Genomic DNA, 26,436 nt, shown 5'->3' with positions numbered 1-26,436 from the left:
TGATGGCCGAGGACCGTGAGCTCACGGTACGGGCGCTGCTCGAATCCGTGCGCGCGGAGGGCCGCAGCGCGCTCACCGCACCCGAGGGCAAGGTGATCGCCGACGCGTACGGGATCTGTGTGCCGGGCGAGGAGCTGGCGACGGACGTGGACGAGGCGGTCGCGTGCGCGGCGCGCTTCGGCGGGCCCGTCGTGATGAAGATCGTCTCGCCGGACATCCTGCACAAGACGGACGCGGGCGGCGTGATCGTCGGGGTGGAGGGGGCCGCCGACGTGCGGGCCGCCTTCTGCCGGATCGTGAAGAACGCGCGGGCCTACAACCCGCAGGCCCGGATCGAGGGCGTCCAGGTGCAGGAGCTGCTGCCGACCGGGCCCTCCTCGCAGGAGGTCATCGTCGGGGCGGTCACCGATCCGACGTTCGGGAAGGTCGTCGCGTTCGGGCTCGGTGGTGTGCTTGTCGAGGTCCTCAAGGACGTGACGTTCCGGCTCGCGCCGGTCGGCGCGGACGAGGCCGTGTCCATGCTGGACTCGATCAGGGCGGCCGAGGTGCTGCGCGGGGTGCGCGGCGCGCAGCCGGTCGACCGGTGGGCGATCGCCGAGCAGATCCGCCGGGTGTCCCAACTGGTCACCGACTTCCCGGAGATCGCCGAGGTCGACCTCAACCCGGTGATCGCCACACCGGAAGGTGCCGTCGCCGCCGACATCCGCGTGATCCTCGCCGACGGGCCGCCGAAGCAGCGGCGCACGTACTCGCGCGAGGAGATCCTGAAGTCGATGCGCCGGCTGATGCAGCCGCGCTCGGTCGCGGTGATCGGGGCGTCCAACGAGCAGGGCAAGATCGGCAATTCGGTGATGCGGAACCTCATCGACGGCGGCTTCTCCGGGGAGATCCACCCCGTGAACCCCAAGGCCGATGACATTCTGGGCCGCAAGGCGTACAAGAGTGTCACGGACGTCCCGGGCGAGGTGGATGTGGCGGTCTTCGCGATCCCCGCCAAGTTCGTGGCCTCGGCCCTCGAAGAGGTGGGCCGCAAGGGCATCCCGAACGCGGTCCTCATCCCGTCGGGCTTCGCCGAGACCGGTGAACAGGCGCTCCAGGACGAGATCGTGGCGATCGGCGAGCGGCACGGCGTGCGCCTGCTCGGGCCGAACATCTACGGCTACTACTCGACGTGGCAGGACCTGTGCGCCACGTTCTGCACGCCGTACGACGTGAAGGGCGGGGTCGCCCTGACCAGCCAGTCGGGCGGCATCGGCATGGCGATCCTCGGGTTCGCGCGCACCACGAAGACGGGTGTGTCCGCGATCGTCGGGCTCGGCAACAAGTCGGACCTGGACGAGGACGACCTGCTGACCTGGTTCGGCGAGGACCCCAACACCAAGTGCATCGCGATGCACTTGGAGGACCTCAAGGACGGGCGGGCCTTCGTGGAGGCCGCGCGGGCGACGGTGCCGAAGAAGCCCGTCGTGGTCCTCAAGGCCGGGCGGACGGCGGCCGGCGCGAAGGCCGCGGGCTCGCACACCGGCGCCCTCGCGGGCGACGACGCGGTGTACGACGACATCCTCAGGCAGGCCGGCGTGATCAGGGCGCCGGGTCTGAACGAGATGCTGGAGTACGCGCGGGCCCTGCCGGTGCTGCCCACCCCGCGGGGCGACAACGTCGTCATCATCACCGGCGCCGGCGGCTCGGGCGTGCTCCTGTCCGACGCGGTGACGGACAACGGCCTGAAGCTGATGGAGATCCCGGACGATCTCGACGCCGCCTTCAAGGCGTTCATCCCGCCGTTCGGCGCCGCGGGCAACCCGGTCGACATCACGGGCGGCGAGCCCCCGTCGACGTACGAGGCGACCATCAGGCTCGGTATGGAGGACCCGCGCATCCACGCGCTCGTCCTCGGCTACTGGCACACCATCGTCACCCCGCCCATGGTCTTCGCGGAGCTGACGGCCAAGGTCGTCGCCGAGTTCCGGGAGCGCGGCGTCGAGAAGCCCGTGGTGGCGTCGCTCGCGGGTGACGTCGAGGTCGAGGAGGCCTGCCAGTACCTCTACGAGCGGGGCGTCGTCGCGTACCCGTACACGACGGAGAAGCCCGTCGCGGTGCTCGGCGCGAAGTACCGCTGGGCGCGGGCGGCGGGGCTGTTGGGGGGCGGTTCATGAGGTGAGTGACGTGGGGGCCGGCCGGCGGTGCGCGCCGGCCGGCCCCGGGGCCCATGCGCACGCGAAAGACCTCTGAAAGACCGGACAGGGGGCGCTGGCCAGATCTTTCGACGCAAGGGGTGCGACCGTCATGACAACCGCCGACCTATCGAGTTCCGTCCCCTACAGGGAGGTGACGGACCACAACGGACGCCTGTACCGCATCGGTGAGACCGATCGCGACATCATGGGGCGGCCACGCTGGACCATGGTGCTGTTCCCATGGCTGGGCATGCTCGGCATCAGCTCGTCCGAGTACGCCTTCACGTCCGCCGAGGACACCCTGCACGAGGCCCACCTGTGGGACAGCGGACACATCTTCTGGCTGATGGGTGTCTGGGTGTTCTTCCAGGCCGCCGTCGCCTTTCCCGCCGGCCAGCTGCGCGAGAGCGGCCGGCTGCCCGCGCGGTACGCCATGTTCCTCGGCGCTCTCGGCACGATCCTCGGCTATCTCTCGCTCGCGTACGCGCCGCACGTGGTCGTCGCGTACATCGGTTTCGGCATGTTCAGCGGCATCGGCGCCGGCCTCGTCTACGCGACCTGCGTGAACATGGTCGGCAAGTGGTATCCGGAGCGCAAGGGCGGCAAGACCGGGATGGTCAACGGCGGCTTCGCCTACGGCTCGGTGCCCTTCGTGTTCCTGTTCACCTCGTACATGAACCTCGGCAACTACGAGGGTGTCCTGGTGATGGTCGGCCTGATCTGCTGCGCCGTCGTCGCGTTCGCCGGCTGGTTCTTCAAGGACCCGCCGAAAGGCTGGTGGCCGGCCCATGTCGACCCGCTGCGGCTGTCGGACGACCCGAAGATCCGCCGGGCGCTGGCGAAGAACCCGCCCGCCGTCAAGCAGTACAGCCCCAAGGAGGCCGCCCGTACACCCGTCCTGTGGATGATGTGGTTCTGTCTGCTCTGCACCGCGGGGATCAATATCTTCGGCATCGCCTTCCAGGTGCCGTTCGGAAAGGACATGGGATTCGCCGGTGGCATCGTGGCCACGGCAATGTCGCTGAAGGCGATCGTCAACGGAACGGGCCGCGGCGTCATCGGCTGGATCTCCGACCGCTTCGGCCGCCGCAACACACTCGTCATCGTCTGTCTCGTCCTCGGCTCCGCCCAGTTCGGCGTGCTCGTCTCCGGGTCGATGGGCAGCATGCCGTTCTTCCTGTTCTGCTCCATGGTCTCCGGGTTCGGCGGCGGCGCGATCTTCCCGCTGTTCGCGGCCATGACGGCGGACTACTTCGGCGAGAACAACAACGCCTCCAACTACGGGATGGTCTACAGCTCGAAGCTGATATCCGGCCTCGTGGGCTCCGGTATGGGCGCCGTCGTGGTCGGGGCGTGGGACTACGAGGGCGCCTTCGTCATCGCGGGCTCCATCGGGATCGCCTCCGCCTTCCTCGCGCTGTTCCTCAGGGCGCCGGGCCGGCCGAGGCCGCAGCGCCGCATCGTTCCCAATCCGCAACCGCTCGGTGAGGAGATGGCCTGACATGACCGCGGAGCCCATGGCCGCAGGCAGCACAGGATCAGCCGCCGGCACGAAGTACCAGGAGATCACCGACGAGAACGGCCGCGTCTTCCGCGTAGGCGAGACCGACCGCGACATCCTCGGCCATTCCCGCAAGTTCATGGTGTACCTGCCATGGGTCGCGATGATGGCCATCAGCGTTTCCGAGTACGCGTACGGCTCGGCGGAGGACACCCTGTCCAGCGCCCACGGCTGGACGCAGTCCAACACCTTCTGGATCCTGAGCATCTGGGTGTTCTTCCAGGCGGGTATCGCCTTCCCGGCCGGCTGGCTGCGGGAGAAAGGCATCGTGACCGCCAAGCAGGCCATGATGACCGGCGCGTTCATGTGCATGCTCGGGTTCATCGCCCTGTCCCACCTCAGCAACGTGTGGCTGGCGATCCTCGGGTTCGGAGTCGTGGGCGGCCTCGGATCCGGTCTCGTCTACTCGACCTGCATCAACATGGTCGGCAAGTGGTTCCCGGAACGGAAGGGCGGCAGGACCGGCTTCGTGAACGGCGGCTTCGCCTACGGATCACTGCCGTTCATCTTCATCTTCAACTACGCCTTCGACACGTCGAACTACCACCGCGTGCTCGACATGATCGGCGCGTACGTGCTGGTCGTCGTCCTGGTCTGCGCGTTCTTCTTCCGGGACCCGCCGAAGAACTGGTGGCCGCACGACGTCGACCCGCTGGCCAAGTCCGGTTCGGCGAAGAGCGCGCGGTCCCTCGCCAAGAATCCGCCGGCGGTACGCCAGTACACGCCGATGGAGGCCGTCAGGACCGGGGTGCTGCCCCTCATGTGGTTCAGCCTGGTGCTCACGGCCGGTGTGTCGATCTTCGGCATCTCGTTCCAGGTGGACTTCGCCAAGGAGGTCGGCTTCGGGCCGCTGGTGGCGGCGTCCTCGATGGGTGTCATGGCCGTCATCAACGGTGTCGGCCGGGCCGTCGTCGGCTGGATGTCGGACATCTGGGGCCGCAAGCTCAGCCTGGTGCTCGTGATCGTCGTGCTGGGGCTCGCCCAGTTCGGCGTGATCTGGGCGGGCGACATCAAGAGCGAGTGGCTGTTCCTGGTCTTCGCCTTCCTGTCGGGCTTCGGCGGCGGCGCGTTCTACCCGATGTTCGCGGCGCTGACCCCGGACTACTTCGGGGAGAACTACAACGCCACCAACTACGGGCTCGTCTACAGCGGGAAGCTCATCAGCGGCCTGTTCGGCGGTGGGCTCGGCTCGATGGTGGTCGCCGCGTGGGGCTACAACGGGGCGTACGCGCTGGCCGGCAGCATCTCGATGGTGGCGGCGGCCGTCGCGCTGCTGCTGCGGCAGCCGGGACGGGACAGTGAGAACAGTGCGAAGCGTGCGGTGACCGCGTAACCGCATCACCACGTGAGAGGGGCCCGGCCAGGTGGCCGGGCCCCTCTCACGGTGTCCGGCGCTACTCGCGCAACGCCGCCATGTTGTCGTAGCCGACCCTCGCGTACTTCAGGGACTGGCCGAGGTCGGTGGAGCTGGGGGCGTTGTCCTGCTCGACCATCGGGTTGTGGTAGTTCTTCGCCCCGACGCGGCTGAAGAAGGTCCGGTAGTCGATGACGCCCTCGCCGAACGGCACCATGTCGTAGCCCATGCCGTTCGTCGTGTTGACCGTGCCGTCCTTGGCGTGGAACAGCGGGTAGCGCTTGTTGTGGGCGCGCACGAGGGCCGCCGGGTCGAAGACGTTCTCCTGCGCGGAGCCGTCGTGGGCGGTGTAGGTGTGGAACTTGTACTGGGCCACGTGTGCCCAGAAGATGTCCATCTCCAGCCAGACCGTCTTCGGGTCGGTGACCGACAGGAAGTACTCCAGCTTGCGGATGCCGGAGCTGCGGGTCGGGCGGCCCTGCGCGTCGAGGGGGCCGCCGTCGAGCAGGAACCCGTACGCCGCGTCGTGGTTGTGCGTGTAGAGCTTGATACCCGCCTTGTCGGCGATGCCGCCGAGGGTGTTCCACTTGTCGGCGGCGGTGTCCCAGTCGGACCGGTAGGCGCTGCCGGTGGGGTCGCCGCCGGTGCCCATGTGGTCCATGCCGAGGATGTTGGCTATCTCCAGGTGCTTCTTGAACGTGTCGAGGTCGGCCGGGCTGAGAGGCCACGAGCCCGGGATGAAGCCGTGGTTGCCCTGGGCGCGCAGGCCGTACTCGTCGAGCCAGGAGCGCAGCAGCTTCGCGCCCTCGACGGACTCCAGGCTCGCGCCGCCGGGTGCGTTGGCGTGCTGGCCGTAGCCGGCGAACTCGACCTGCCGGTAGCCGTAGCGGGCCAGCTCCTTGAAGACCTCGCGGAAGCCGGAGGGCAGGTTCGAGGAGAGCGGGTCTCTGCCGGTGGCGTCGCGCACGGTGTAGAGGATGATGCCGCGCTTGTCCGACGGGACGAGGGCGAGACCTTCGCCCCGGTCGCTCCCGGCGGGCGCGGTCTGGGCGAGGGCGGGTGAGGCGCCGAAGACGGGGGCGGCGACGGCGGCGGTCGCGGCGGCGGTGCAGGTGCTCAGGAAGCGGCGGCGGCTGACGCCGAGGGTGCGGCGCAGGGCGTCGCCGGATCCGGTTCCTGATGCGTCGTTGAACGCGGTCACGGTGTCTCTCTTTCTCACAGTGGGCCTCATCCGAGGCCGGCCAGGTCGAGCAACAGCGATTTCACGTCGGTGGCCGCGACACGGCCGGTGACGGCGCGGGGGGTGGAGCAGAGGATGAGCGGACCGTCGGGGCTGTCGTCGCTCATGGGGAGGCGGCCGTGGCTGCCGCGGATCGGTGCGGGATCCAGGGGCACGACCGCCATGCGGTAGCGCATGCCGAGCTTCTTGCGGGCCAGGGCGCCGGCGGCCTTCACCCGCACATAGGGGTCCTGGGGGTCCATGAACAGCTCGACGGGGTCGTAGCCGGGCTTGCGGTGGATCTCGACGAGCTGCGCGAAGTCGGGCGCGCGGTCGTCGTCGAGCCAGTAGTAGTACGTGAACCAGGCGTCGGGCTCCGCGATCGCGACGAGTTCCCCGGAGCGCGGGTGGTCGAGATGGTGGGCCTTCTTGCCCTCGTCGTCGAGGAGTTGCTCGATCCCGGGCACGTCCTTGAGCGCCTCGCGGACCGTGTCGAGGTCTTCGGGCCGTCGCACGTAGACGTGGGCGATCTGGTGGTCGGCGACCGCGAATGCCCGGGACGTCATCGGGTCGAGGTACTCCATGCCGTCCTGCGTGTGCACTTCGAGGAGCCCGGCCCGGCGCAGGACGCGGTTGATGTCGACGGGCCGCTCCACGCGGGTGATGCCGTACTCGGAGAGCACGACGACGGTGCGGCCCTCGGCCCGCGCGTCGTCGAGGAGCGGGGCGAGCGCCGTGTCGAGCTCGGCGGCGGCGCGGTGGGAGCGGGGGTCGTCGGGGCCGAAGCGCTGGAGGTCGTAGTCGAGGTGGGGGACGTAGGCGAGCGCGAGGTCGACCTGGCGGGTGGCGATGATGTGGCGGGTGGCGTCGATGATCCACCGGCTGGAGACGAGGTCGGCGCCGGGTCCCCAGAAGTGGAACAGGGGGAACGTGCCGAGCTTGTCGGTGAGTTCGTCGTGCAGGGCGGGCGGCCGGGTGTAGCAGTCGGGTTCCTTGCGGCCGTCCGCGTAGTAGACGGGCCGGGGTGTCACGGTGATGTCGGTGTCGGCTCCCATGGCGTACCACCAGCAGATGTTGGCGACGGTGTACCCGGGGTGGCTGCGGCGGGCCGCGTCCCAGAGCTTGTCGCCGGCGACGAGGCCGTTGTGCTGGCGCCACAGGAGTACGTCGCCCAGCTCGCGGAAGTACCAGCCGTTGGCGACGATGCCGTGTTCGGACGGCATGGTGCCGGTGAGGAAGGTCGACTGGGCGGCGCAGGTGACGGCGGGCAGGACGGTGCCGAGGTGTGCCTGGGAGCCGGACCGGCCGAGGGCCTTGAGGTGGGGCATGTGGTCGAGGAGGCGCGGGGTGAGCCCTACGACGTCAAGGACGAGGAGGGGGCGGGGGCGGGGTTCCTCAAGCTGCTTGCTGGTCATGGGAGTTCCTTCAGGCCGAGGTCCGTCAGGAGGTCGCGGGCGAGGGTGAGTTCGGCGGCGATGCCGTCGGCGAGCTGGGTGCGGGCGCGGGGGCGCAGCTCGGGCGGCAGCGCCTGCCAGGTGTAGGTCTCGACCTCCAGATGCCGGGTGAGCGGGTGCGCGCCGCCGACGAGGCGGGTGAGCGTGTCCTGGAGCACGGGGAGCGTGGAGGTGAGGGGCGTGGCGGGCGCGGCGTGCAGGGGTACGTGGAAGTGGGCGCGCCAGGGCGCGGTGTCGGGGAGCGCGCCGCCCGCGAGGGCCTCGCCCAGGTCGTCGGTGCCGCGCAGCCCTTCGGGGGTGAGGGTGCGGGTCTGGTGCAGGAAGCGGGGCTCGTCGAACGCGGCGAGGGCGGCGCGGACCTCGGGCAGCTCGGGGTGTTCGGCGTGCAGGGCGGCGGAGAGCTGGGACTTGACGACGGGGATGCCGGCGGCGGCGAGGGCGTTGAGCGCGGTGGCCGGGTCCTCGAAGGAGGTGGCGAGGTGGCAGGTGTCGACGCACACGCCGATGCGGTCGCGGGCCACGGCCGTGAGCGGGGCGATGGCGTCGCCGGTCGTCTCGACGGTGCAGCCCGGCTCGGGTTCGAGCCCGACGCGGACGGAGCGCCCGGTCAGCTCCTCCAGGGCGTCGAGGCGTTCGGCGAGGGTGACGAGCGCGGCGTGGGCGAGGTCCCGGCGCGCCGGGTCGTAGCCGGTGCGCCAGGCGAGGGGCAGCGTGGAGATGGTGCCTTCGGTGATGTCGGAGGGCAGCAGCGCGGCGAGCAGGCGGGCCAGGTCCGCGGTGTGCGCGAGGCGCTCCGGGTCGGCCCAATCCGGCTTGTACACACGGTACTTGACCTCGTCGGCGCCGAATCCCTCGTACGGGAAGCCGTTGAGGGTGACGACTTCGAGGCCTCGGCGGTCGAGTTCGGTGCGCAGGCCGCGCAGGGCGACCGGGTCGGTGACGAGGGCGCGCGCGGCGTCCTTGGCGAGCCACAGGCCGATGCCGAGCCGGTCGCGGCCGAGGCGTTTGCGGACGGGTTCGCAGTGGTCGCGCAGCTGGGCGAGCACGCCGTCGAGGGTCTCTGCGGGGTGGACGTTGGTGCAGTACGCGAGGTGGACGGTGGAACCGTCGGGGTGCCGGAAGCGCATCGCTCACGCCCCGCCGCGCAGGATGGAGTTGCCCTCGTGCGTGGCGTCGGTGCCGGGGACGTCGAGGACGAGGCGGCCGCTGAGGCCGTAGAACGCGACGGGGTTGCGCCACAGGACCCGGTCGACGTCGTCCTCGGTGAAGCCGGCCTTCAGCATGGCGTCGGCGACCTTGCGGGTCTTGAGGGGGTCGCTCCTGCCCCAGTCGGCGGCCGAGTTGACGAGGACCTGTTCCGGCCCGTACTCGCTGAGGATCGCGACCATGCGCTCCTCGTCCATCTTGGTGTCGGGGTAGACGGAGAAGCCGAGCCAGCAGCCCGCGTCCTTGGCCGCCTTCACCGTGGTCTCGTTCAGGTGGTCGATCAGGACGTGGTCGAGCGGCAGGTCCGACTCGCGTACGACGTCGAGGGTGCGGTGCAGTCCGGCGAGCTTGTCGCGGTGCGGGGTGTGGACGAGCGCGGGGAGTTCGTGGGTGGCGGCGAGCTGGAGCTGGGCGGCGAGCGCGGTGTCCTCGGCGGGGGTCATGGAGTCGTAGCCGATCTCGCCGACGGCGACGACGTTGTCCTTGACGAGGTAGCGGGGCAGCGCGTCGAGGACGGGGGTGCAGCGCGGGTCGTTCGCCTCTTTGGGGTTGAGGGCGAGCGTGCAGTGGTGGGCGATCCCGTACTGCGCGGCGCGGAACGGCTCCCAGCCGAGGAGCGCGTCGAAGTAGTCGAAGAACGAGGCGGGCGAGGTACGGGGCTGGCCGAGCCAGAAGGACGGCTCGACGATCGCCCTGACGCCCGCGGCGTACATGGCCTCGTAGTCGTCGGTGGTGCGCGACGTCATGTGGATGTGCGGGTCGAAGATGCGCATCAGGACTCCTCGGCCTCGGGGTTGGGCGGCGTGGTCAGGGCCAGCACGCGGCGCAGGTCGTCGGGGACGGCGCGGCCCGCGGCGGTGCGCTCGTGCGCGTAGTCGCCGAGCATGCGGGCGAGTTCGGCGTCACCGCGGGCGCGGGCGGCGAGCCCGGCGACGGCGTCCACGGGCACCCCGGTGAACAGACACTTCAGTACTGCGTGCCGCCAGTGGTGCGGGGGGAGGTGTTCGGCGGCGTACGGGCCCACGGCGGCGGCCACGAGCCGGGTGTCGTTCGTGCGCAGCGCGTCCTCGACGAGGGGCAGCGCGTCGGGGCCGGGGACGAGGTGGGGAAGGGCGGCGAGGACGGCGCGGCGTTCGGCGGCGGCGCCCTGTTCGTAGAGGCGGGTGAGGGTGGGGGTGTCGGCGCGGGCGGCGTGCAGGAGGACGATCCGGGCGTCGTCCGCGTGCTCGGTGCCGCAGCGGCGGCCGGCCTCGGCGAACCGCAACTCCCAGGGGGCGGGAGTCTGTTGGTTGCCGGTGTCACCTGACGCGGCCTCCGTCGCGGCCTTGTCGAGCCAGGCGCGGGCGGCTTCGCCGAGGGCGGCCTCGGTGCGGGCGCGGAGGGCTCCGATGCCGGGGGGTGTGCCGGTCATGGGGTGCCTCCTTCGGCGGTGGCGCGCAGGAAACGCAGGGAGTCCTCGGCGAGTTGCGGGCCGGCGTGGGAGTGGCGGGGCAGCTCCACGACGGCCAGGCCCTGGTAGCCGGTCGCTTCGAGGGCTGCGAGGACCGGCGGGAAGTCGATCTCGCCGTCGCCGAACGGGAGGTGCTCGTGGACACCGCGCCGCATGTCCTCGATCTGTACGTGCTTCAGCCAGGGCGCGGCCTCACGCACGCAGTCCGCGGGCGGTACGGGTTCCAGGCACTGGCAGTGGCCGATGTCCAGGGTCACACCCAGGGCGTCGGGTCCGCCGAACTCCTGACGGAGGTAGTGGAAGTCGGCGAGCGTCGCCAGGAGATGGCCGGGCTCGGGCTCGATGGCCAGGGGGATCCCGGCGTCGGTGGCCGCGTCGAGGACGGGCGCGAGCGCGTCCGCGAGACGCTTCCACGCCGTGCCGTCGTCCGTGGCGTCGGGGGTGATGCCGCTGAAGCAGTGCACGGCGTGGGCGCCCAGGTCCGCGGCGACCTGGACCGCCCTGATGAGGAGCCGGGTGCGGGCGGCGCGGGCGTCCGGGTCGGGGTCGAGGAGGGAGGGGCCGTGCTTGCGGCGCGGGTCGAGCACGTAGCGGGCGCCGGTCTCGACGGTGACGGTCAGGCCGTGCCGGTCCAGGGCGCGGGCCACCTGGCCGGTGCGGGCGGGGAGGTCGGGGGCGAGGGGGTCCAGGTGCATGTGGTCGAGTGTCAGGCCCACGCCGTCGTAGCCCAGGTCGGCGAGGAGGGCGAGGGCGTCCGCGAGGCGGAGGTCGGTGAGGCCGTTGGTGCCGTATCCCCAGCGGAGGGTCATGTGACGCTCACCTTCGGTGCGATGCGCTGTGCCAGCGGGGCGAGGGCGGCGGTGAGCAGGGCTGTTCCGGGGGCGCCGGCCTTGGCGGCCAGCGCGGCCTGGAGGGGGATGAGGGCTTTGATCCCCGCGCCCACGGCGCGTTGGGTGAGGGGTGGGGAGGGGTTCAGGGCCGCGTGGAGGTAGGGGCGGGTCGTTGCGGCCGCGTAGGCCGCGGCCAGGGCCGTGGTGACGGAGCCCGGCAGGCCGGGGGCGGCTGCTACCCGCCGGCCTGCCGGGAGTTTGTGGGTACGGGCCGTCAACCGGGTCAGCGTGAGGGTCGCGGCCAGTGCTCCCAGGGGCGCGAGGGTGTTCCCGCCCTGTGTCTCGTTGCGGGACACCGTGGTGACGGCGAGGGTGTGGGCGGCGACGGTGGCTGCCGCGGGCAGTGCTGCCCTCAGGCCGTGTGACGGGCGCCCGGCGCGTGGGGCTGTGCCCACCCTCCCCCACTCTCGGCTTCGCTCGAGCGGGGGGACCCCCATCGCCTTGCGGAACGCCTGCCCACAGCCAGGGGCGAGAGGTGTTGCCGCCGCCGTGCGGGACGCCTGCCCAGAGCGGAGGGAGGCAAGTGTTGCCGCTGCCGTGCGGAGCGCCTGCCCAGAGCGGAGGGAGGCAGGTGTTGCCGCTGCCGGGCGGGGCGCCTGCGCGCGGCATGTTGCGGTGGCCGCCGCTCCCAGCAGGACGTCCAAGCCCCTCGCCGTTGCCATCGTTGCCGGGCCCGCCGGGGTGTGTTTCAGGGCCAGGTCGTAGGACCAGACCGTTGTCGCCAGGGCGCCTGCCAGCAGTGATGCCGGGCGGCCCGCTCGGTGGGCCAGGGTCAGGCCCGCCGCTGTGAAGGCGGCCGCTGCCGTCAGGGCCGCTGCGGGGCGGATTCGGCCTGACGGCAGCGGGCGGTGCGGGCGGTCCACGGCGTCCTCGTCGCGGTCCGCCCAGTCGTTGAGGGCCATGCCCGCCTCGTAGAGGCACAGGGACGAGCCGACGGCCAGGAGCGTGCCGCGGCCAGGGCGCAGGCCCATCGCCGAGGCGCCCGCGAGCGCGTCACCGGGGACCGTGAACAGGGCAGGCAGGCGCAGGAGTTCGGCCCAGGCGCGCAGCTGTCCGGTGCGGCCGCTCATCGCAGCCGTCCCGCGAACCCCACGAGCGCCGCGTACTGCTCGGCGAGTGCCGGGGACGCGTCGCCGTCGGGGTCCTTGAAGTAGAAGCCGAGTTCCGGGAGCGGGCCGGTGACGCCCTTCTCGTGGGCGCGCAGGAGGAGGCGGGCCAGGTCCAGGACGAGGGGGGCCGCGAGTGCGGAGTCGCAGCCCTGCCAGATCGTCTGGAGGATCATGCGGGAGCCGAGGAACCCGTCGAAGGCGATGTGGTCCCAGGCCGTCTTCCAGTCCCCGAGCGCGGGCACGTCGTCGATGTGGACCTCGCCCTCGGGCGCCGCCCCGAGCGCGTCGGCAAGGACGCGTTCCTTGCCGGCGTTCTTCGCGGCGGCGGCGCCGGGGTCGGCGAGGGCGGCGCCGTCACCCCCGCCGAGGAGGTTGGTGCCGGACCACGCCCGTACCGACAGGGAGCGCTGGAGGAACATCGGCGCGAGCACGGACCGCAGGAGCGTCTGGCCGGTCTTGCCGTCGCGGCCGGCGTAAGGCAGGCCGGAGGAAGTGGCGAGCGACGCGAGCGCGGGGTGGTGGAGACCGGTCGACGGGGTGAAGTTGACGTACGGGCAGCCCGCCCGCAGGGCCGCCGCCGCGTAGAGGGAGCTGGCGGGGAGGCGGCTGCCTTCGGGGGCGGGTTCCGTGGACGCCACGTTCACGACGACCACCCCGGCGAGTGCGCCGCGCCCGGCGAAGTCGCGGAGGTCGGCGGCGAACGCGGTGATGAGCTCTTCGTCGGAGCGGGTGTCTCCCGGCTGGGGGCCGCCGGGGCGTATCTCCCGGTCGGCGGCGGCGAGTTCGGCGCGCACCGCGGACGGCAGGCCGTGCGGCAGGACGCCTCCGGCGGCGAGGTGTTCGGCGCGTTTGGGGAGCGGGCAGTCGACGGTGTCGTGGCCGCCGAAGACGAGGGACGACAACGCCGGCAGGCCGGCTTCGGCGAAGGGTTCGGTCTCGGTGGCCATGCCGGCCGGCGGATGGAGACCCGCGGCGACGGCGGCGCAGCCCGCGACCGCGGTGGTGGCGACGGAGCCGCGGGCCCCGACGAGCCATACCCCGAAGCGAGGGGAGCGGGGGGAACGGGGGGCGGTGGTGGATGTGGGTTCGGCGGACATGGGCAGCCTCCTTGTCGTACGCGAACCTGGGCCGGAGGAACACCGGTGGTGCCGGGACGGCGAGCGGGGGTCCGGCGTCCCCCGCCCGCCGCCGTTCTAGGAGCCCTTGACCGGGCCGGCGGGCAGATCCTTGATCCGGATGTCCCGGAAGGACACCTGGTCGTCGTTGCCGTGGTTCTGGATGCCGATATGCCCGTCACGCAGGCTCCGGGCCGGATCCGTGTTGGTGAAGTCGTTGATCTTCACGCCGTTGAGCCAGATCCGCAGGCGTTCGCCCTGGACCCGGATCTCGTACGTGTTCCACTCCCCCGGCGGATTCAGCGCGCGGTCGCGCTTCTTCAGGTCGGCGGACTGGAAGCTGTAGACGGACCCGGTGGTGCGGTCGGGTGCGTCGGTCGCGTCGATCTGGACCTCGTAGCCGCGGTTCACGGCCGACCAGGGGTCGTCGGACGGCGGGAAGCCCACGAAGACACCGGAGTTGTCGTCCCCGGCCACCTTCCAGTCGAGCTTCAGGGAGTACGAACCGAGGTCACGGTCCGCGTACCAGAGCATCCCCAGGCCGCCGTTCGACGTCAGGGTGCCGTCGTCGGAGAGCGAGAAGGAGCCGGGTCCTGCCTGCTTCCAGCCCTTGAGCGACTCGGCGGTCCCGTCGAACAGGGACGTGTAGCCGTTCTCGGGTCGGCAGTCGGCCTGCGCGCTGCCCGCCGCCCACCGGATCCCGCCGAGCAGGTGCTGCCGGAAGGCGGGGTCGGCGTACGACTCCTTGGTGTGCCCTGCTCCCGTGTAGAAGGAACGTCCGCCCTGGTAGTTCTGGCACCAGGAGAGCGGGTGGTCGCCCGCCATGGTGCCGCCGGTGTACGACGACTCGTCGAGCGAGGCGAGCACATGGGCGTGCTCGCGCGGGTTGGAGCGGTAGTTGTACCACTCGTCGGTGCGGTTCCAGGCGCGGCCGAGGTGGGCCGTGGCCGGGTTGGCGCGGTCCTCGATCCGGAGCGTGGCGGGCTGGATCGCCGGGTGGTTCTGGAAGTAGGCGCCGGCCAGGCCGCCGTAGAACGGCCAGTCGTACTCGGTGTCGGCTGCCGCGTGGACGCCGACGTAGCCGCCGCCCTTCCTGATGTAGTCCTCGAAGGCGGTCTGCTGGTCGGGGCCGAGGACGTCGCCGGTGGTGGAGAGGAACACCACGGCGTCGTAGCGGCGCAGGTTGGCTGCGGTGAAGGCGCCGGCGTCCTCGGTGGCGTCGACGGCGAAGCCGTTCGCGCTGCCCAGGTCCTTCACGGCGGCGATCCCGTCGGGGATCGAGTCGTGACGGAAGCCCGCGGTCTTGGAGAAGACCAGGACCCGGCCCCCCGCCCCCGCGTCCCCCGGTGAGGAGGACGCGGGAGCGGAGACACAGCCGATGAGCAGGGCGGCGGCGGAGGCCGCGAGGGTGATGCGGGTGCGGGTGCGCACGGTCCTGCTCCTTCCTCAGCTCGTGGTGAAGGTGAAGTCGTCCACGTCGTAGAGGGCGTCGGTGCCCTCACCCTTGAAGACCAGGAAGAGCGTCGTGGTCTTGTCGGGGGCGTGGCTGACGGTGCCGGTGACGTCCTTGTACGTGTCCCAGCCGCCGGTGGGTTCGACCTTGGCGCTGCCGAGGAGCTTGCCGGTGGCGGAGCCGCTGCGGATCTCGAGGGTGCCGCCGCTGCCGCCGGACGCGACGCGCGCGGTGAACGAGGTGGCGTTGCTCAGGATGTACGGCTTGAAGGAGATCCAGTCGCCGTCGTTGATGTCGCCGACGGTCTTGCCGCCGTTCGCCGTGGCGTGGCTGGCGATGCTGACGCCCTTGGAGTCACCGAAGTGCTCGGCCTGGCGGTGCTTGGGCTGGGTGACATTCTGGTCGTGGGTGGTCAGCGCGGGCTGGCCGTTCGCTCCGTTGTCGGTGTACTCGGCGTCGAAGACACCGAAGACGTTGGCGTTCGCGTCGTGCTCGCCGTCCGCGGAGGTCTGGATGGTGCCGGAGCAGCCGTTGGCGGAGGTGACCGGGTGGCCGTGGCTGTCGTGGCCGAGGATGTGGGTGACCTTGACCTTGGAGCAGTCGATCGTCCCGTCCTCCGGGTCGGTGACCTTCACCTTGAAGGGCACCTTGTCACCGAAGGTGAACAGCTGGCCGTCCGCGGGGAGTTCGAGGGTCACCTTGGGCGCGGTGTTGCCGACGACGAGGTGCACGTCGGCGCTGCCGGTGCGGCCCGTGGCGTCCTTGGCGGTGACGGTCGCGGTGTAGGTGCCGTTCTTCTTGTACGTGTGGCCGGGCGCGGCGCCCGTGCCGCTGGTGCCGTCACCGAAGTTCCAGGAGTAGGTCAGGGTGTCGCCGTCGGCGTCGGTCCCGGTCGCGGAGAACGTGGCCCGCAGCGGGGCCTGGCCCGAGGTCTTGTCGACCTTGGCGTCGACGACGGGCGAGTGTCCGTCGGTGGCGTTCTCGATGCGGTAGAGACCGGAGTTCGCGTCGCCGCCGAACCAGGCGGTGCCGTAGTCGAGGACGTACAGGGCGCCGTCGGGGCCGAACGCCATGTCCATCACCTGGGTGCCGGTCCACGGGAACGGGTTGATCTTGGTGACCTTGCCGTCCGCGTCCTGCTCTATGCGCTTGATCCAGCGGCGGCCGAACTCACCGGCGAAGAAGTTGCCGTCGTAGGCCTGGGGGAACTTGACGGGCGAGGTGCTGGCCGCGTCGTAGCGGTAGACCGGGCCGCCCATCGGGGACTCGGAGCCGGTGCCGAACTCGGGCACGCTGCCGCCGTCGTAGGGGATCCAGGCCGGCTGCGCGGGCGGCAGGTCGACGAGGCCCGTGTTGTGGGGCGAGGTGTTCTTCGGCGCGGCGCAGTCGAAGGCGGCGCCGGACGTCTTGGTGGCGAAGTCGTAGTCGACGTAGGCGTCGTTGTTGCCGGTGCAGTACGGCCAGCCGAAGTTGCCGGCCTTCGTGACGCGGTCGAACTCGACCTGGCCGCCGGGGCCGCGCTTCGGGTCGGCGGTGCCGGCGTCGGGGCCGTAGTCACCGACGTAGACGATGCCGGTCGGCTTGTCGACGCTCATCCGGAAGGGGTTGCGGAAGCCCATCGCGTAGATCTCGGGGCGGGTCTTGTCCGTGCCCGGGGCGAAGAGGTTGCCGGAGGGTATGGAGTACGTGGCGTCGTCGTTGACCTTGATGCGGAGGATCTTGCCGCGCAGGTCGTTGCTGTTGCCCGCCGAACGCCGGGCGTCGTAGGCCGGGTTGCGGGTGGCCCGCTGGTCGATGGGCGTGTAGCCGTCGGACGCGAACGGGTTGGAGTCGTCGCCCGTCGAGAGGTAGAGGTTGCCCTCCTTGTCGAAGTCGATGTCACCGCCGACGTGGCAGCAGATGCCGCGCGAGGTGGGGACTTCGAGGATCTTCTTCTCGCTGGCGTTGTCGAGGGTGCCGTCCGCCCTGAGCACGAAGCGGGAGAGCGTGTTGTGGCCGTCGAAGGGCTTGAAGTCGGCGGCCGTGCCGTCGTTCGGGGCGTCGCCCGCCGGGGTGTCGAGCGGCGGCGCGTAGTAGAGGTAGATGTAGTGGTTGTCGGCGAACTTCGGGTCCACGCCGACGCCTTGGAGGCCCTCTTCGTCGTGGGAGTAGACGTCGAGCTTGCCGGCGACCTTGGTGGTGCCGTTCTCGTCGGTCAGGCGCAGGACGCCGTCGCGGGAGGTGTGCAGGACCTTGCGGTCCGGCAGGACGGCCAGCGACATGGGCTCGCCGACCTCTTCGGCGCCCTTGGCGAGGGTGACCTGCTGGAAGTCCTCCGTGGCGGCGGTCCCGGCCTGCGGCGCTTCAGCGGCACGGGCGGTGAGGGTGAGCGACGCGCCGGCCAGGAGTGTGCCGGTGAGGAGGGCGAGTGCCTTGCGGGTTCTGGGGCGTTTTCTGTGCACGGGGTTCCTCCGGAAAGGGGGTGGGTCGTGCGGTGGAGGGGTGCGCCGTCACCCCGGAGAAAGTGCTTGCCATGTGTATGCGGCAACGAAGCTAGCCGCGTTTGTCTGGCTCGGATAGCCCTTGTGCGTAAGGTTGTTGGGGCTTTTTCCTGTGCGGAGACAAAGGGGTTTCTGGGCAGGGTTCAGCGGCTGCGCGAGCACTGTGGTTGCTCGCGCAGTTCCCCGCGCCCCTTACGGGGCGCTAGTTGCTGAAGGCCGCGTCGAAGGATGAGGTCGGGGGCTCGAAGTCGAAGGTTTTGAGGTGCCTCAGTGCCTCTGGTGCGCCCTGGAGGCGGTCCATGCCCGCGTCCTCCCACTCGACCGAGATCGGGCCCTCGTAGTCGATGGAGCGCAGCATGCGGAAGACGTCCTCCCAGGGCACGTCGCCGTGGCCCGCCGAGACGAAGTCCCAGCCGCGCCGCGGGTCGCCCCAGGGCAGGTGGGAGCCGAGGCGGCCGTTGCGGCCGTCGAGGCGGCGCCGGGCCTCCTTGCAGTCGACGTGGTAGATCCGGTCGCGGAAGTCCCACAGGAAGCCGACCGGGTCGAGGTCCTGCCACACGAAATGGCTGGGGTCGAAGTTCAGGCCGAAGGCGGCCCGCCGGCCGACGGCCTCCAGGGCCCGCTGCGTGGTCCAGTAGTCGTACGCGATCTCCGACGGGTGGACCTCGTGCGCGAAGAGGACGCCTTGGTCGTCGAAGACGTCGAGGATGGGGTTCCAGCGGTCGGCGAAGTCCTCGTAGCCGCGCTCGATCATCGACTCCGGCGCGGGCGGGAACATGGCGACGAGATGCCAGATGGACGAGCCGGTGAAGCCGATGACGGTGTCGACGCCGAAGGCCGCGGCGGCCCGCGCCGTGTTCTCCATCTCGGTCGCGGCCCGCCGCCGTACGCCCTCGGCCTCGCCGTCACCCCAGACGCGGGCCGGCAGGATCGCCCGGTGCCGCTCGTCGATGATCGCGTCGCACACCGCCTGGCCCACGAGGTGGTTGGAGATGGCCCAGCACTTGAGGCCGTACTTGTCGAGCAGGGCGCGGCGCGAGTCGAGGTAGCCGGGGTCGGCGAGGGCCTTGTCGACCTCGAAGTGGTCGCCCCAGCAGGCGAGTTCGAGGCCGTCGTAGCCGAAGTCGCGGGCGAGCCTGCAGACCTCTTCGAGGGGCAGGTCGGCCCACTGTCCGGTGAACAGGGTGAACTGGCGTGGCATGAGCCGTGCCTCCTCAGACCGGGACGGTCGTGTAGACGGAGTTCTTGAGCGCGCTCTCCTCGACGGCGGCCAGTACGCGCTGCACGCGCAGGCCCTCGGCGAAGGACGGCTGGGGCTGCTCGCCCGCGGCGATGGCGTGGACCAGGTCGCGGGCCTGGTGCACGAAGGTGTGCTCGTAGCCGAGGCCGTGGCCCGGCGGCCACCAGCCCTCCAGGTAGGGATGGTCCGGCTCGGTGACGAGGATGCGGCGGAAGCCGGCGCTGACCCCGGGTTCCGTGTGGTCATGGAAGGACAGCTCGTTGAGCCGCTCCAGGTCGAAGGCCAACGAGCCCTTCTCGCCGTTGAGTTCGATCCGCAGGGCGTTCTTACGCCCGGCGGCGAAGCGGGTCGCCTCGAAGGAGCCGAGCGCGCCGGAGGTGAAGCGGGCGGTGAACAGGGCCGCGTCGTCCACGGTGACCGGGCCGCGCCCGAGCGAGGAGCCGCCCGCCGCGAGACCCGCCGAGGCACCGGTGAGCACCGGCCGCTCCCGCACGAACGTCTCGGTGAGCGCGGACACCCCCGCGATCCGCTCCCCGGCCAGGTACTGCGCGAGGTCGACGGCGTGCGCGCCCAGGTCGCCCAGGGCGCCCGACCCGGCGTACTCCTTCTTCAGCCGCCAGGTCAGCGGGAAGTCGGGGTCGACGAGCCAATCCTGGAGGTAGGAGACGCGTACGTGGCGCAGGGCGCCCAGGCGGCCTTCGGCGACCATGCGGCGGGCGAGCGCGGTGGCGGGGACGCGCCGGTAGTTGAAGCCGGTCATCGCCAACTGGCCGCGTGCGCGGGCCCGTTCGGCCGCTTCGGCCATCGCCTCGGCCTCGTCCACCGTGTTGGCGAGCGGTTTCTCGCACAGCACGTGCTTGCCCGCCTCCAGGGCGGCGACGGCGATCTCGGCATGGCTGTCGCCCGGGGTGCAGATGTCGACGACGTCGACGTCGTCGCGGGCGATCAGTGCCCGCCAGTCCGTCTCGGCCGCGGCCCAGCCGAGCCGGTCGGCGGCGGCGCGCACGGCCTGCCCGTCACGGCCGCAGACGGCCGCGAGAACCGGGTTCAGGGGCAGGTCGAAGACGCGGCCCACGGTGCGCCAGCCCTGGGAGTGGGCGGCGCCCATGAAGGCGTAGCCGACCATGCCGACACCCAGGGGGCGCCTTCCGGTTCCGGGCTCCTGAGTCGTGCCCATGCAAGTGTCCTCCTCGTCGACGCCGGTCCCGCGAGATGCGCTGTGGGGGCATCCATCACTTGAAGCCGGTCGGCATGTACTGGGCGACGTTGTCCTTGTCGACGACCGCCGAGAACAGCGTCACGTGGGCCGGGATCTCGAACTCGGCCATGCCGCTGACGCCCTTGCCCTGGCCGAGGGCGCGCGCGAGGTCGATCGCGGACGCGGCCATGGTCGGCGGGTAGAGGACGGTCGCCTTGAGGACGCTGTCGTCGGCCTCGATGGCCTGGAAGGCGGAGAGGGCGCCCGCGCCGCCGACCATGAGGAAGTCGTTGCGTCCCGCCTGCTTGATGGCGCGCAGGGCGCCGACTCCCTGGTCGTCGTCGTGGTTCCACAGCGCGTCGAAGTTCTTCTGCGCCTGCAGGAGCTGCGACATCTTCTGCTGGCCCGACTCGACGGTGAACTCGGCGGCCTGGCGGGCCACCTTCCTGATGTTCGGGTAGTTCTTCAGGGCGTCGTCGAAGCCCTGGGAGCGCTGCTTGGTGAGTTCCAGGTTGTCGAGGCCCGCGAGCTCGACGACCCTGGCGTTCTTCTTGCCCTTGAGCTTCTCGCCGATGTAGTTGCCGGCGCTCAGGCCCATGCCGTAGTTGTCGCCGCCGATCCAGCAGCGGTACGCCTGCGGGGTGTTGAAGATCCGGTCGAGGTTGACGACGGGTATCCCGGCGCGCATCGCCTTCAGGCCGACCTGGGTGAGGGCCTTGCCGTCGGCCGGCAGGATCACCAGGACATCGACCTTCTTGTTGATGAGGGTCTCGACCTGGCCGATCTGCGCGGCGGTGTCGTTCGAGCCCTCCGTCGCCTCCAGGGTGATGTCGGAGTACTTCTTGGCGCGTTCCTTGGCGTTGTCGTTGATCGCGTTCAGCCAGCCGTGGTCGGCCTGCGGTCCGGCGAAGCCGATGGTGACGTGCTTGCCCGGCTTGTCGTCCGCGGGCTTGTCGTTGGCCGCGGGCTTGGCGCCCTTGGGCTCGTTGCTCGTGCAGGCGGTGAGCAGTCCGCCCGCGGTGACGGCGGCTGCCGCCCCGAAGAGCAGTCCTCTGCGGCTCGTGGTCTCTGGCATGTCGGCCGGCCTTTCCCGAGTCAGGAACTGGTGGTGGAGGTGCGTCGCTGGACCAGGACCGCGGCGACGATGATCGCCCCCTTGGCGATCTGCTGGACGTCGCTCTGCAGGTTGTTGAGCGCGAAGATGTTGGTGATCGTGGTGAAGATCAGTACGCCGAGCACGGAACCGGTGATGGTGCCGCGGCCGCCGGTCAGGAGGGTGCCGCCGATGATCGCGGCGGCGATGGCGTCGAGTTCGTAGAGGTTGCCGTTGGTGTTCTGGCCCGAGCCGGCCAGGACGATCAGCAGGAAGGCCGCGATGCCGCAGCACAGGCCCGACAGGAGGTAGAGGTAAAGGCGCTGGCGCCGTACGTCGATGCCGGCGAGGCGCGCGGCCTCGGCGTTGCCGCCGACGGCGACGGAGCGGCGGCCGAACGTCGTGCGGTTCAGGACCAGCCAGCCGATGACGGTGACGGCGGCGAAGACGAGGACGAGCGGCGGGATGCCGAGGAGGTAGGAGTCGCGCTCGCCGAGCCCCAGGACGCTCTGCACGGTGACCACCTGGGTCTTGCCGTCGGTGATCTGGAGGGCGAGGCCGCGGCCGGAGGCGAGCATCGCGAGGGTGGCGATGAACGGGACCATGCCGCCGTACGCGATGAGGAGGCCGTTGACCAGGCCACAGCCGACGCCGACGACGACGGCCGTGAAGAGGATGCCGGCGAAGCCGTAGTCCTGCGTCGCGACGGTGGTCGCCCAGACGCTCGCGAGGGCGACGATCGCGCCCACGGAGAGGTCGATGCCGCCGGAGATGATCACGAAGGTCATGCCGACGGTGACGACGCCGATGACGGAGGCCTGGGTGAGGATCAGCTGGACGTTGTCGGTGTCGAGGAAGGAGTCGGGCTGGGTGACTCCTCCTATGAGGACGAGGGCGAGGAGTACGCCCACCAGGGAGAGGGTTCGTATGTCTGGGCGGAACGCCTTTGGTCCGGTCCGCGACGGGGCGCTCTTCGGAGCGACGGGCCGGGCGGGGGAAACGGGCTGCGTCATCGCGCCGGGGTCCCTTCGTGTGCGGGCTTGTTTTGGCGGGGGTTTTGCGCCCACGCGGCGGAGCCGCATATGTAGCGGTCCCGCGCCCCTCGGAGGGGCGGCTGTTCGGGTGCAGGTTCGTTCGGGCTGAGGTCTTTGCGCAGTTCCCCGCGCCCCTAATGACCGCCGGCGAGCACCAGGTCGAGGACATCGTGCTCGTCCAGGTCCTGGGCGCGGGCCCGGTGCACCACCTGGCCCTCTCTCAGGACCAGGACCCGGTCTGCCAGGCCCAGGACCTCGGGGACCTCGCTGGAGACCATGAGGACGGCCAGGCCTTCGTCCGCCAGGCGGCGGATCACGGCGTAGAGCTCCGCCCGTGCGCCCACGTCCACGCCTCGGGTCGGCTCGTCGAGGAGGAGGACGCGGCAGCCGCGCAGGAGCCAGCGGGCCAGGACCGCCTTCTGCTGGTTGCCGCCGGAGAGGGTGCGGACCGGGACGGACGGGTTGTCGGGGCGCAGGGACAGTTCGCGGGTCGCCGCGAGGGCCGCCTCGCGTTCCTTGCCGCGGTCCAGCCACCCCCCGTAGGAGAAGCGGGACATGGAGGAGACCGAGACGTTGCGGGTGACGGACTCCAGCATCAGGAGGGCCTGGGCCTTGCGTTCCTCGGGGGCGAGGCCGAGTCCGGCGCGGACGGCGGCACGGACGCTCCCCGGCCTCAACACCCTTCCGTCCACGGTGACTTGGCCGGTACTCGGCTTGCGCGCGCCGTAGATCGTTTCCAGGATCTCGGAGCGGCCCGAGCCGACCAGTCCCGCCAGGCCGACGATCTCGCCGGGGCGCAGTTCGAGGTCGAGGGGGGCGAACTCCCCTTCCCGGGAGAGGCCCTTGACGGTGAGGACGGGGTCGGGGAGTGCCGGGTCGACCGGTCGGTCAGGGAACACGTACTCGACGTTCCGGCCGGTCATCAGGGCGACCACGTCGCGGGTCGGGGTGTCCTTGGCGGGCAGTCCCCCCGCGACTGCCCGCCCGTCCTTGAGGACCGTGACGCGGTCACCGATCCGGCGGATCTCCTCCAGGCGGTGCGAGATGTAGACGACGGCGACGCCGTCCGCGGTGAGGGCGCCGACGATGCGGAAGAGGTTGTCGACCTCGTCCGGGTCGAGCGCGGCGGACGGTTCGTCCATGACGATGAGGCGGACGTCGTGGGAGAGGGCGCGGGCCATGGACACGATCTGCTGCTGCGCGGCCGAGAGGTCGCCGACGAGCCGCGCGGGGTCGATCTCGCCGTGGCCGAGCCGCTTGAGGAGCGCGGCGGTCGTGGTGCGGGCCTCGCGTCCCCGTACGACGAATCCGGCGGAGGTCGGCTCGTGCCCGAGGAAGACGTTCTCGGCCACCGACAGGCCCTCCACCAGGTCGAGTTCCTGGTAGATGGTGGCGATGCCGAGGCGCATCGCGGCGATGGGTGACCTGAGGGCGGTGCGCTCGCCGCGCCAGGTGATGGTGCCGTCGTCGGGCTGGTGGGCGCCGGCGAGGACCTTGATGAGGGTCGACTTCCCGGCGCCGTTCTGGCCGAGCAGACAGTGCACCTCGCCGGCCTGGACCTCCAGGTCCACGCCGTCGAGAGCGCGGACGCCGGGGAACGACTTGGTGATTTTGGACATGGTGAGCAGCGGTGGTGACGGTGCCATGGTGGTTCCCCTCGGCGGGTGCGGCCGGTTTCAGGGCAGGGCGGAGCTGAGCGCCGTACTGGTGTGGTGATCGCGAGCGGTGTTGCGCCGGGTGGTGTTACGCGGTGCGGTGTTACGCCGGTGAGAACAGGTGGTCGCTGATCAGGCGGGCCGCGCCGATGACTCCGGCGGTGGGGCCGAGCTCGCCCAGGACGATGGGGAGGTTGCCGGTCGCCAGGGGCAGCGACTGGCGGTAGACCTGGGTGCGCAGGGCGGCGAGCAGCGTGTGGCCGAGGCCGGTGACGCCGCCTCCGATCACCACGAGGCCCGGGTTGAAGAAGCTGACGAGTGAGGCGATGACCTGGCCGGTGCGGTTGCCGCCCTCGCGGATGAGGTCGAGGGCGGTGGCGTCACCGGCGGCGGCCGCGACGGCCACGTCGGCGGCGCTGAGTTTCCCGGCCCCTTCGAGCAGGGCCGCGAGTTCGTCGGAACGGCCCTCGCGGGCGGCCTCCTCGGCGTCGCGGGCGAGTGCCGCGCCGCTGAAGTAGGCCTCCAGGCAGCCCTTGTTGCCGCAGGCGCACTGGCGTCCGTCGGGTTCGACCTGGATATGGCCGATGTCGCCGGCGCTGCCCGTCGTACCGCGGTAGACCTCTCCGCCGACGACGATGCCGCAGCCTATGCCGGTGCCGATCTTGACGCAGAGGAAGTCGCGCGCGGAGCGGGCCACGCCCGCGTGCTGCTCCCCCATCGCCATCAGGTTCACGTCGTTGTCGACCATGACCGGGCAGCCGAGTTCCTGACTGAGGGCCTCACGGACGGGGAAGCCGTCCCAGCCCGGCATGATCGGCGGCGCGACCGGCACGCCCTCGGGGAAGCGGACGGGTCCGGGGACGCCGATCCCGGCTCCGTCGAACCCCTCGGCGAGCCCCGAGGCCTTCAACTTGGCCGCCATCGCGAGCACTTGCTCGAAGACGGCGACCGGTCCCTCGCGGACGTCCAGGGGCTGGTTGATGTGCCCGAGGACCTCCAGCTCGGCGTTGGTGACGGCGACGTCGACCGAGGTCGCGCCGATGTCGACGCCGAGGAAGCGCAGTCCGGGGGCGAGCCGGATGTTGTGGGAGCGGCGCCCGCCGCGCGAGGCGGCGAGTCCGTCGGCCACGACGAGGCCCGTCTCCAGGAGCCGGTCCACCTCGACGGCCAGCTTCGACCGCGAGAGGTCGACCTGATCGCCCAGCTGGGCCCGGGAGTTGGGCCCCCCGTCGCGCAGCAGTCGCAGCAGGCGCGCCTGGTGCGCGTTCGCGGGTCGCGCCGTCATGCGTCTCACGTGCCCCTCCCCGCCTCACCGGGCCGCCTGTCGTCCCGTCTTCGGGCTTTCGAGGGGAACGTAGCAGTGGTTGCCCGGAGTGGGAAGAAGTTGCGCAGCAATTGGCGCCGACTTTCTCCAGTCACAGGACAAAGAGTCGGGAGGGAAGATCCGCGTACCCTGTCGCACGCACAACTGACGGACGTCACAAGGGGGTTGACATGAAGGGGGTTGACATGACGGAAGGTACGCGGGCGCCGGCGGGGCGGAGCACGGAGCGGCAGCCCGCCGCCGCGCAGCGGGTCAGCACGCTGGAGCTGTTCTTCGACCTCGTCTTCGTCTTCACGCTGACGCAGCTCACCGTGCTGCTCGCGCAGGACCTCTCGTTCGCCACGGCGGGCCGGGTCGTCCTCATCTTCGTCGTGCTGTTCTGGATGTACGCGGCGTACGCGTACCTCACCAACCAGGTGCCGCCGGACCGGCCGTCACGCCGGCTGCTCCTCGTCGTCGGGATGGGCGCGTTCCTGGTGTGCGCGCTCGCCATCCCGCGCGCCTTCTCCGGCGGCGGCGTGGTGTTCGGCCTCGGGTTCCTGCTCGTCGTCCTCGTGCACAGCGCCCTGTACACGCGCAGCCACGGCCGTGACGTGATCTGGTACGCGGTGCCGAACGCGCTGGCCGCGCTCGCCGTGACGGCGGCCGGGTTCTGCCACGGGCTCGCCGCCGACGCGTGGTGGCTGCTCGCGATCGTGGTGCAGTTCGTGACGCCGTTCCTCGCTCAGGCCGGCCCGCGCGGGCGCCCGGCCGCCGAACTCAGGGGGCAGCTCGGCGGGCTCGAACCGGGGCACTTCGTGGAGCGCCACGGGCTGCTGCTGATCATCGCGTTCGGCGAGTCCGTCATCGCGATCGGCATCGGCATCGGCAGCCGGCCGCTGACGGTGGGCCTGTTCTCGGGCGCGTTCCTGGCTCTCGCGGTCGCGGTCGCGCTGTGGTGGACGTACTTCGTACGGGACGAGGGGGCGGCCGAGGAGACGTTCCGGACCACGTCGCCCGAGCGCCGGTTCCGCCTCGCCATGAACGCGTACTACTACGCCTTCCTGCCGATGCTGCTCGGGGTCGCGTTCCTCGCGGCGGGCGTGAAGAAGTCCCTGGGGCATCTCGGGGACCACCTGCACACCGGTCCCGCACTGGCGCTGGCGGGCGGTGTGGCGCTGTTCCTGGCCGGCGACGTCGCGTTCCGGGCCGCGATGAGGCTCTCGCCGCTCGCGTACCGGGCGGCCGCCGTGCCGGTGGTGCTCGGCGCGGCGCTGCTCGGGACGCGCGTGGCCGCCGTGACGGAACTCCTCGCGCTCGTCGTGATCCTGGTGGCGATGCTGGCCGCGGAGACGCGGGCCTGCCGGGGCGTGGCTTCGGACGACGGGTCGCCTGCGGCAGGTCGCGCCCACGCGGCGGAGCCGCAGCTGTAGCGGTCCCGCGCC

General features: G+C 71.0%; 20 protein-coding genes. 4 read left to right on the top strand and 16 right to left on the bottom strand.

The annotated features are described in order from the left end of the window. Positions 1–2 precede the first annotated feature (2 nt). The 3 genes from EOT10_RS02755 to EOT10_RS02745 all read left to right on the top strand — a co-directional run bounded on the left by EOT10_RS02755 (position 3) and on the right by EOT10_RS02745 (position 5,071). The gene (locus EOT10_RS02755) at positions 3–2,156 is read left to right on the top strand and encodes an acetate--CoA ligase family protein (RefSeq protein WP_127826392.1); all 2,154 of its coding nucleotides are present in this window, start codon (positions 3–5) and stop codon (positions 2,154–2,156) included. A gap of 130 nt (positions 2,157–2,286) precedes the next feature. Further along, on the top strand, positions 2,287–3,678 hold the full coding sequence (locus EOT10_RS02750; RefSeq protein WP_127826391.1) for an OFA family MFS transporter: 1,392 nt from the start codon (positions 2,287–2,289) through the stop codon (positions 3,676–3,678). A 1-nt stretch (position 3,679) separates the two neighbouring features. Beyond that, positions 3,680–5,071, top strand: coding sequence for an OFA family MFS transporter (locus EOT10_RS02745; RefSeq protein ID WP_127826390.1), 1,392 nt, complete (start codon positions 3,680–3,682; stop codon positions 5,069–5,071). 61 nt (positions 5,072–5,132) lie between these two features. Here EOT10_RS02745 and EOT10_RS02740 read toward each other — a convergent pair whose 3' ends face one another. The 16 genes from EOT10_RS02740 to EOT10_RS02665 all read right to left on the bottom strand — a co-directional run bounded on the left by EOT10_RS02740 (position 5,133) and on the right by EOT10_RS02665 (position 24,973). Further along, positions 5,133–6,293, bottom strand: a complete 1,161-nt coding sequence (locus EOT10_RS02740; protein ID WP_127826389.1) for a sugar phosphate isomerase/epimerase family protein — start codon at positions 6,291–6,293, stop codon at positions 5,133–5,135. A 26-nt stretch (positions 6,294–6,319) separates the two neighbouring features. Continuing rightward, on the bottom strand, positions 6,320–7,726 hold the full coding sequence (locus tag EOT10_RS02735; RefSeq protein ID WP_127826388.1) for an alkaline phosphatase family protein: 1,407 nt from the start codon (positions 7,724–7,726) through the stop codon (positions 6,320–6,322). Beyond that, positions 7,723–8,892 (bottom strand): metabolite traffic protein EboE, encoded by a 1,170-nt coding sequence (eboE, locus tag EOT10_RS02730; protein ID WP_127826387.1) that lies wholly within the window; start codon positions 8,890–8,892, stop codon positions 7,723–7,725. The genes EOT10_RS02735 and eboE overlap by 4 nt, the downstream gene beginning before the upstream one ends. A gap of 3 nt (positions 8,893–8,895) precedes the next feature. Then, positions 8,896–9,744, bottom strand: a complete 849-nt coding sequence (locus EOT10_RS02725) for a TatD family hydrolase (RefSeq protein WP_127826386.1) — start codon at positions 9,742–9,744, stop codon at positions 8,896–8,898. After that, positions 9,744–10,382: an EboA domain-containing protein gene (locus EOT10_RS02720; RefSeq protein WP_127826385.1), complete on the bottom strand. Its 639-nt coding sequence runs from the start codon at positions 10,380–10,382 to the stop codon at positions 9,744–9,746. Before EOT10_RS02720 ends, EOT10_RS02725 begins: the two co-directional genes overlap by 1 nt. Next, positions 10,379–11,230 carry a sugar phosphate isomerase/epimerase family protein gene (locus EOT10_RS02715; RefSeq protein ID WP_127826384.1) on the bottom strand — a complete coding sequence of 284 codons (852 nt, stop codon included), beginning with the start codon at positions 11,228–11,230 and terminating at the stop codon, positions 10,379–10,381. The genes EOT10_RS02720 and EOT10_RS02715 overlap by 4 nt, the downstream gene beginning before the upstream one ends. Further along, complete coding sequence (locus EOT10_RS02710) at positions 11,227–12,381, bottom strand: UbiA family prenyltransferase (protein ID WP_127826383.1); 1,155 nt, start codon at positions 12,379–12,381, stop codon at positions 11,227–11,229. Before EOT10_RS02710 ends, EOT10_RS02715 begins: the two co-directional genes overlap by 4 nt. Continuing rightward, entirely contained in the window at positions 12,378–13,517 is a 1,140-nt protein-coding gene (locus EOT10_RS02705; RefSeq protein WP_127826382.1) for an inositol-3-phosphate synthase, read from the bottom strand. The genes EOT10_RS02710 and EOT10_RS02705 overlap by 4 nt, the downstream gene beginning before the upstream one ends. 96 nt (positions 13,518–13,613) lie before the next feature. After that, a complete protein-coding gene (locus tag EOT10_RS02700; protein WP_127826381.1) occupies positions 13,614–14,966 on the bottom strand; it encodes a ThuA domain-containing protein in 1,353 nt (450 codons plus the stop codon). A gap of 15 nt (positions 14,967–14,981) precedes the next feature. Beyond that, positions 14,982–17,429 carry a PQQ-dependent sugar dehydrogenase gene (locus tag EOT10_RS02695; RefSeq protein ID WP_127826380.1) on the bottom strand — a complete coding sequence of 816 codons (2,448 nt, stop codon included), beginning with the start codon at positions 17,427–17,429 and terminating at the stop codon, positions 14,982–14,984. A 241-nt stretch (positions 17,430–17,670) separates the two neighbouring features. Beyond that, a complete protein-coding gene (locus EOT10_RS02690) occupies positions 17,671–18,669 on the bottom strand; it encodes a sugar phosphate isomerase/epimerase family protein (RefSeq protein ID WP_127826379.1) in 999 nt (332 codons plus the stop codon). A gap of 13 nt (positions 18,670–18,682) precedes the next feature. Beyond that, positions 18,683–19,885, bottom strand: coding sequence for a Gfo/Idh/MocA family protein (locus EOT10_RS02685; protein ID WP_127826378.1), 1,203 nt, complete (start codon positions 19,883–19,885; stop codon positions 18,683–18,685). Between the two features lie 55 nt (positions 19,886–19,940). Further along, a complete protein-coding gene (locus EOT10_RS02680; protein ID WP_127826377.1) occupies positions 19,941–20,981 on the bottom strand; it encodes a substrate-binding domain-containing protein in 1,041 nt (346 codons plus the stop codon). 20 nt (positions 20,982–21,001) lie between these two features. Then, on the bottom strand, positions 21,002–22,012 hold the full coding sequence (locus EOT10_RS02675) for an ABC transporter permease (RefSeq protein ID WP_127826376.1): 1,011 nt from the start codon (positions 22,010–22,012) through the stop codon (positions 21,002–21,004). 155 nt (positions 22,013–22,167) lie between these two features. Continuing rightward, a complete protein-coding gene (locus EOT10_RS02670; RefSeq protein ID WP_127826375.1) occupies positions 22,168–23,679 on the bottom strand; it encodes a sugar ABC transporter ATP-binding protein in 1,512 nt (503 codons plus the stop codon). Between the two features lie 112 nt (positions 23,680–23,791). Then, positions 23,792–24,973: an ROK family transcriptional regulator gene (locus EOT10_RS02665; protein ID WP_127826374.1), complete on the bottom strand. Its 1,182-nt coding sequence runs from the start codon at positions 24,971–24,973 to the stop codon at positions 23,792–23,794. A 224-nt stretch (positions 24,974–25,197) separates the two neighbouring features. Here EOT10_RS02665 and EOT10_RS02660 point away from each other — a divergent pair, with 224 nt between their 5' ends. Then, on the top strand, positions 25,198–26,424 hold the full coding sequence (locus tag EOT10_RS02660; protein WP_223280715.1) for a low temperature requirement protein A: 1,227 nt from the start codon (positions 25,198–25,200) through the stop codon (positions 26,422–26,424). Positions 26,425–26,436: the final 12 nt, after the last annotated feature.

Origin of the sequence: Streptomyces antnestii (assembly GCF_004005495.1) — a bacterium.
Lineage (GTDB): Bacteria > Actinomycetota > Actinomycetes > Streptomycetales > Streptomycetaceae > Streptomyces > Streptomyces antnestii.
The sequence above is the reverse complement of the archived record's forward strand: the minus strand, read 5'-3'. Positions and strand labels throughout refer to the sequence as shown.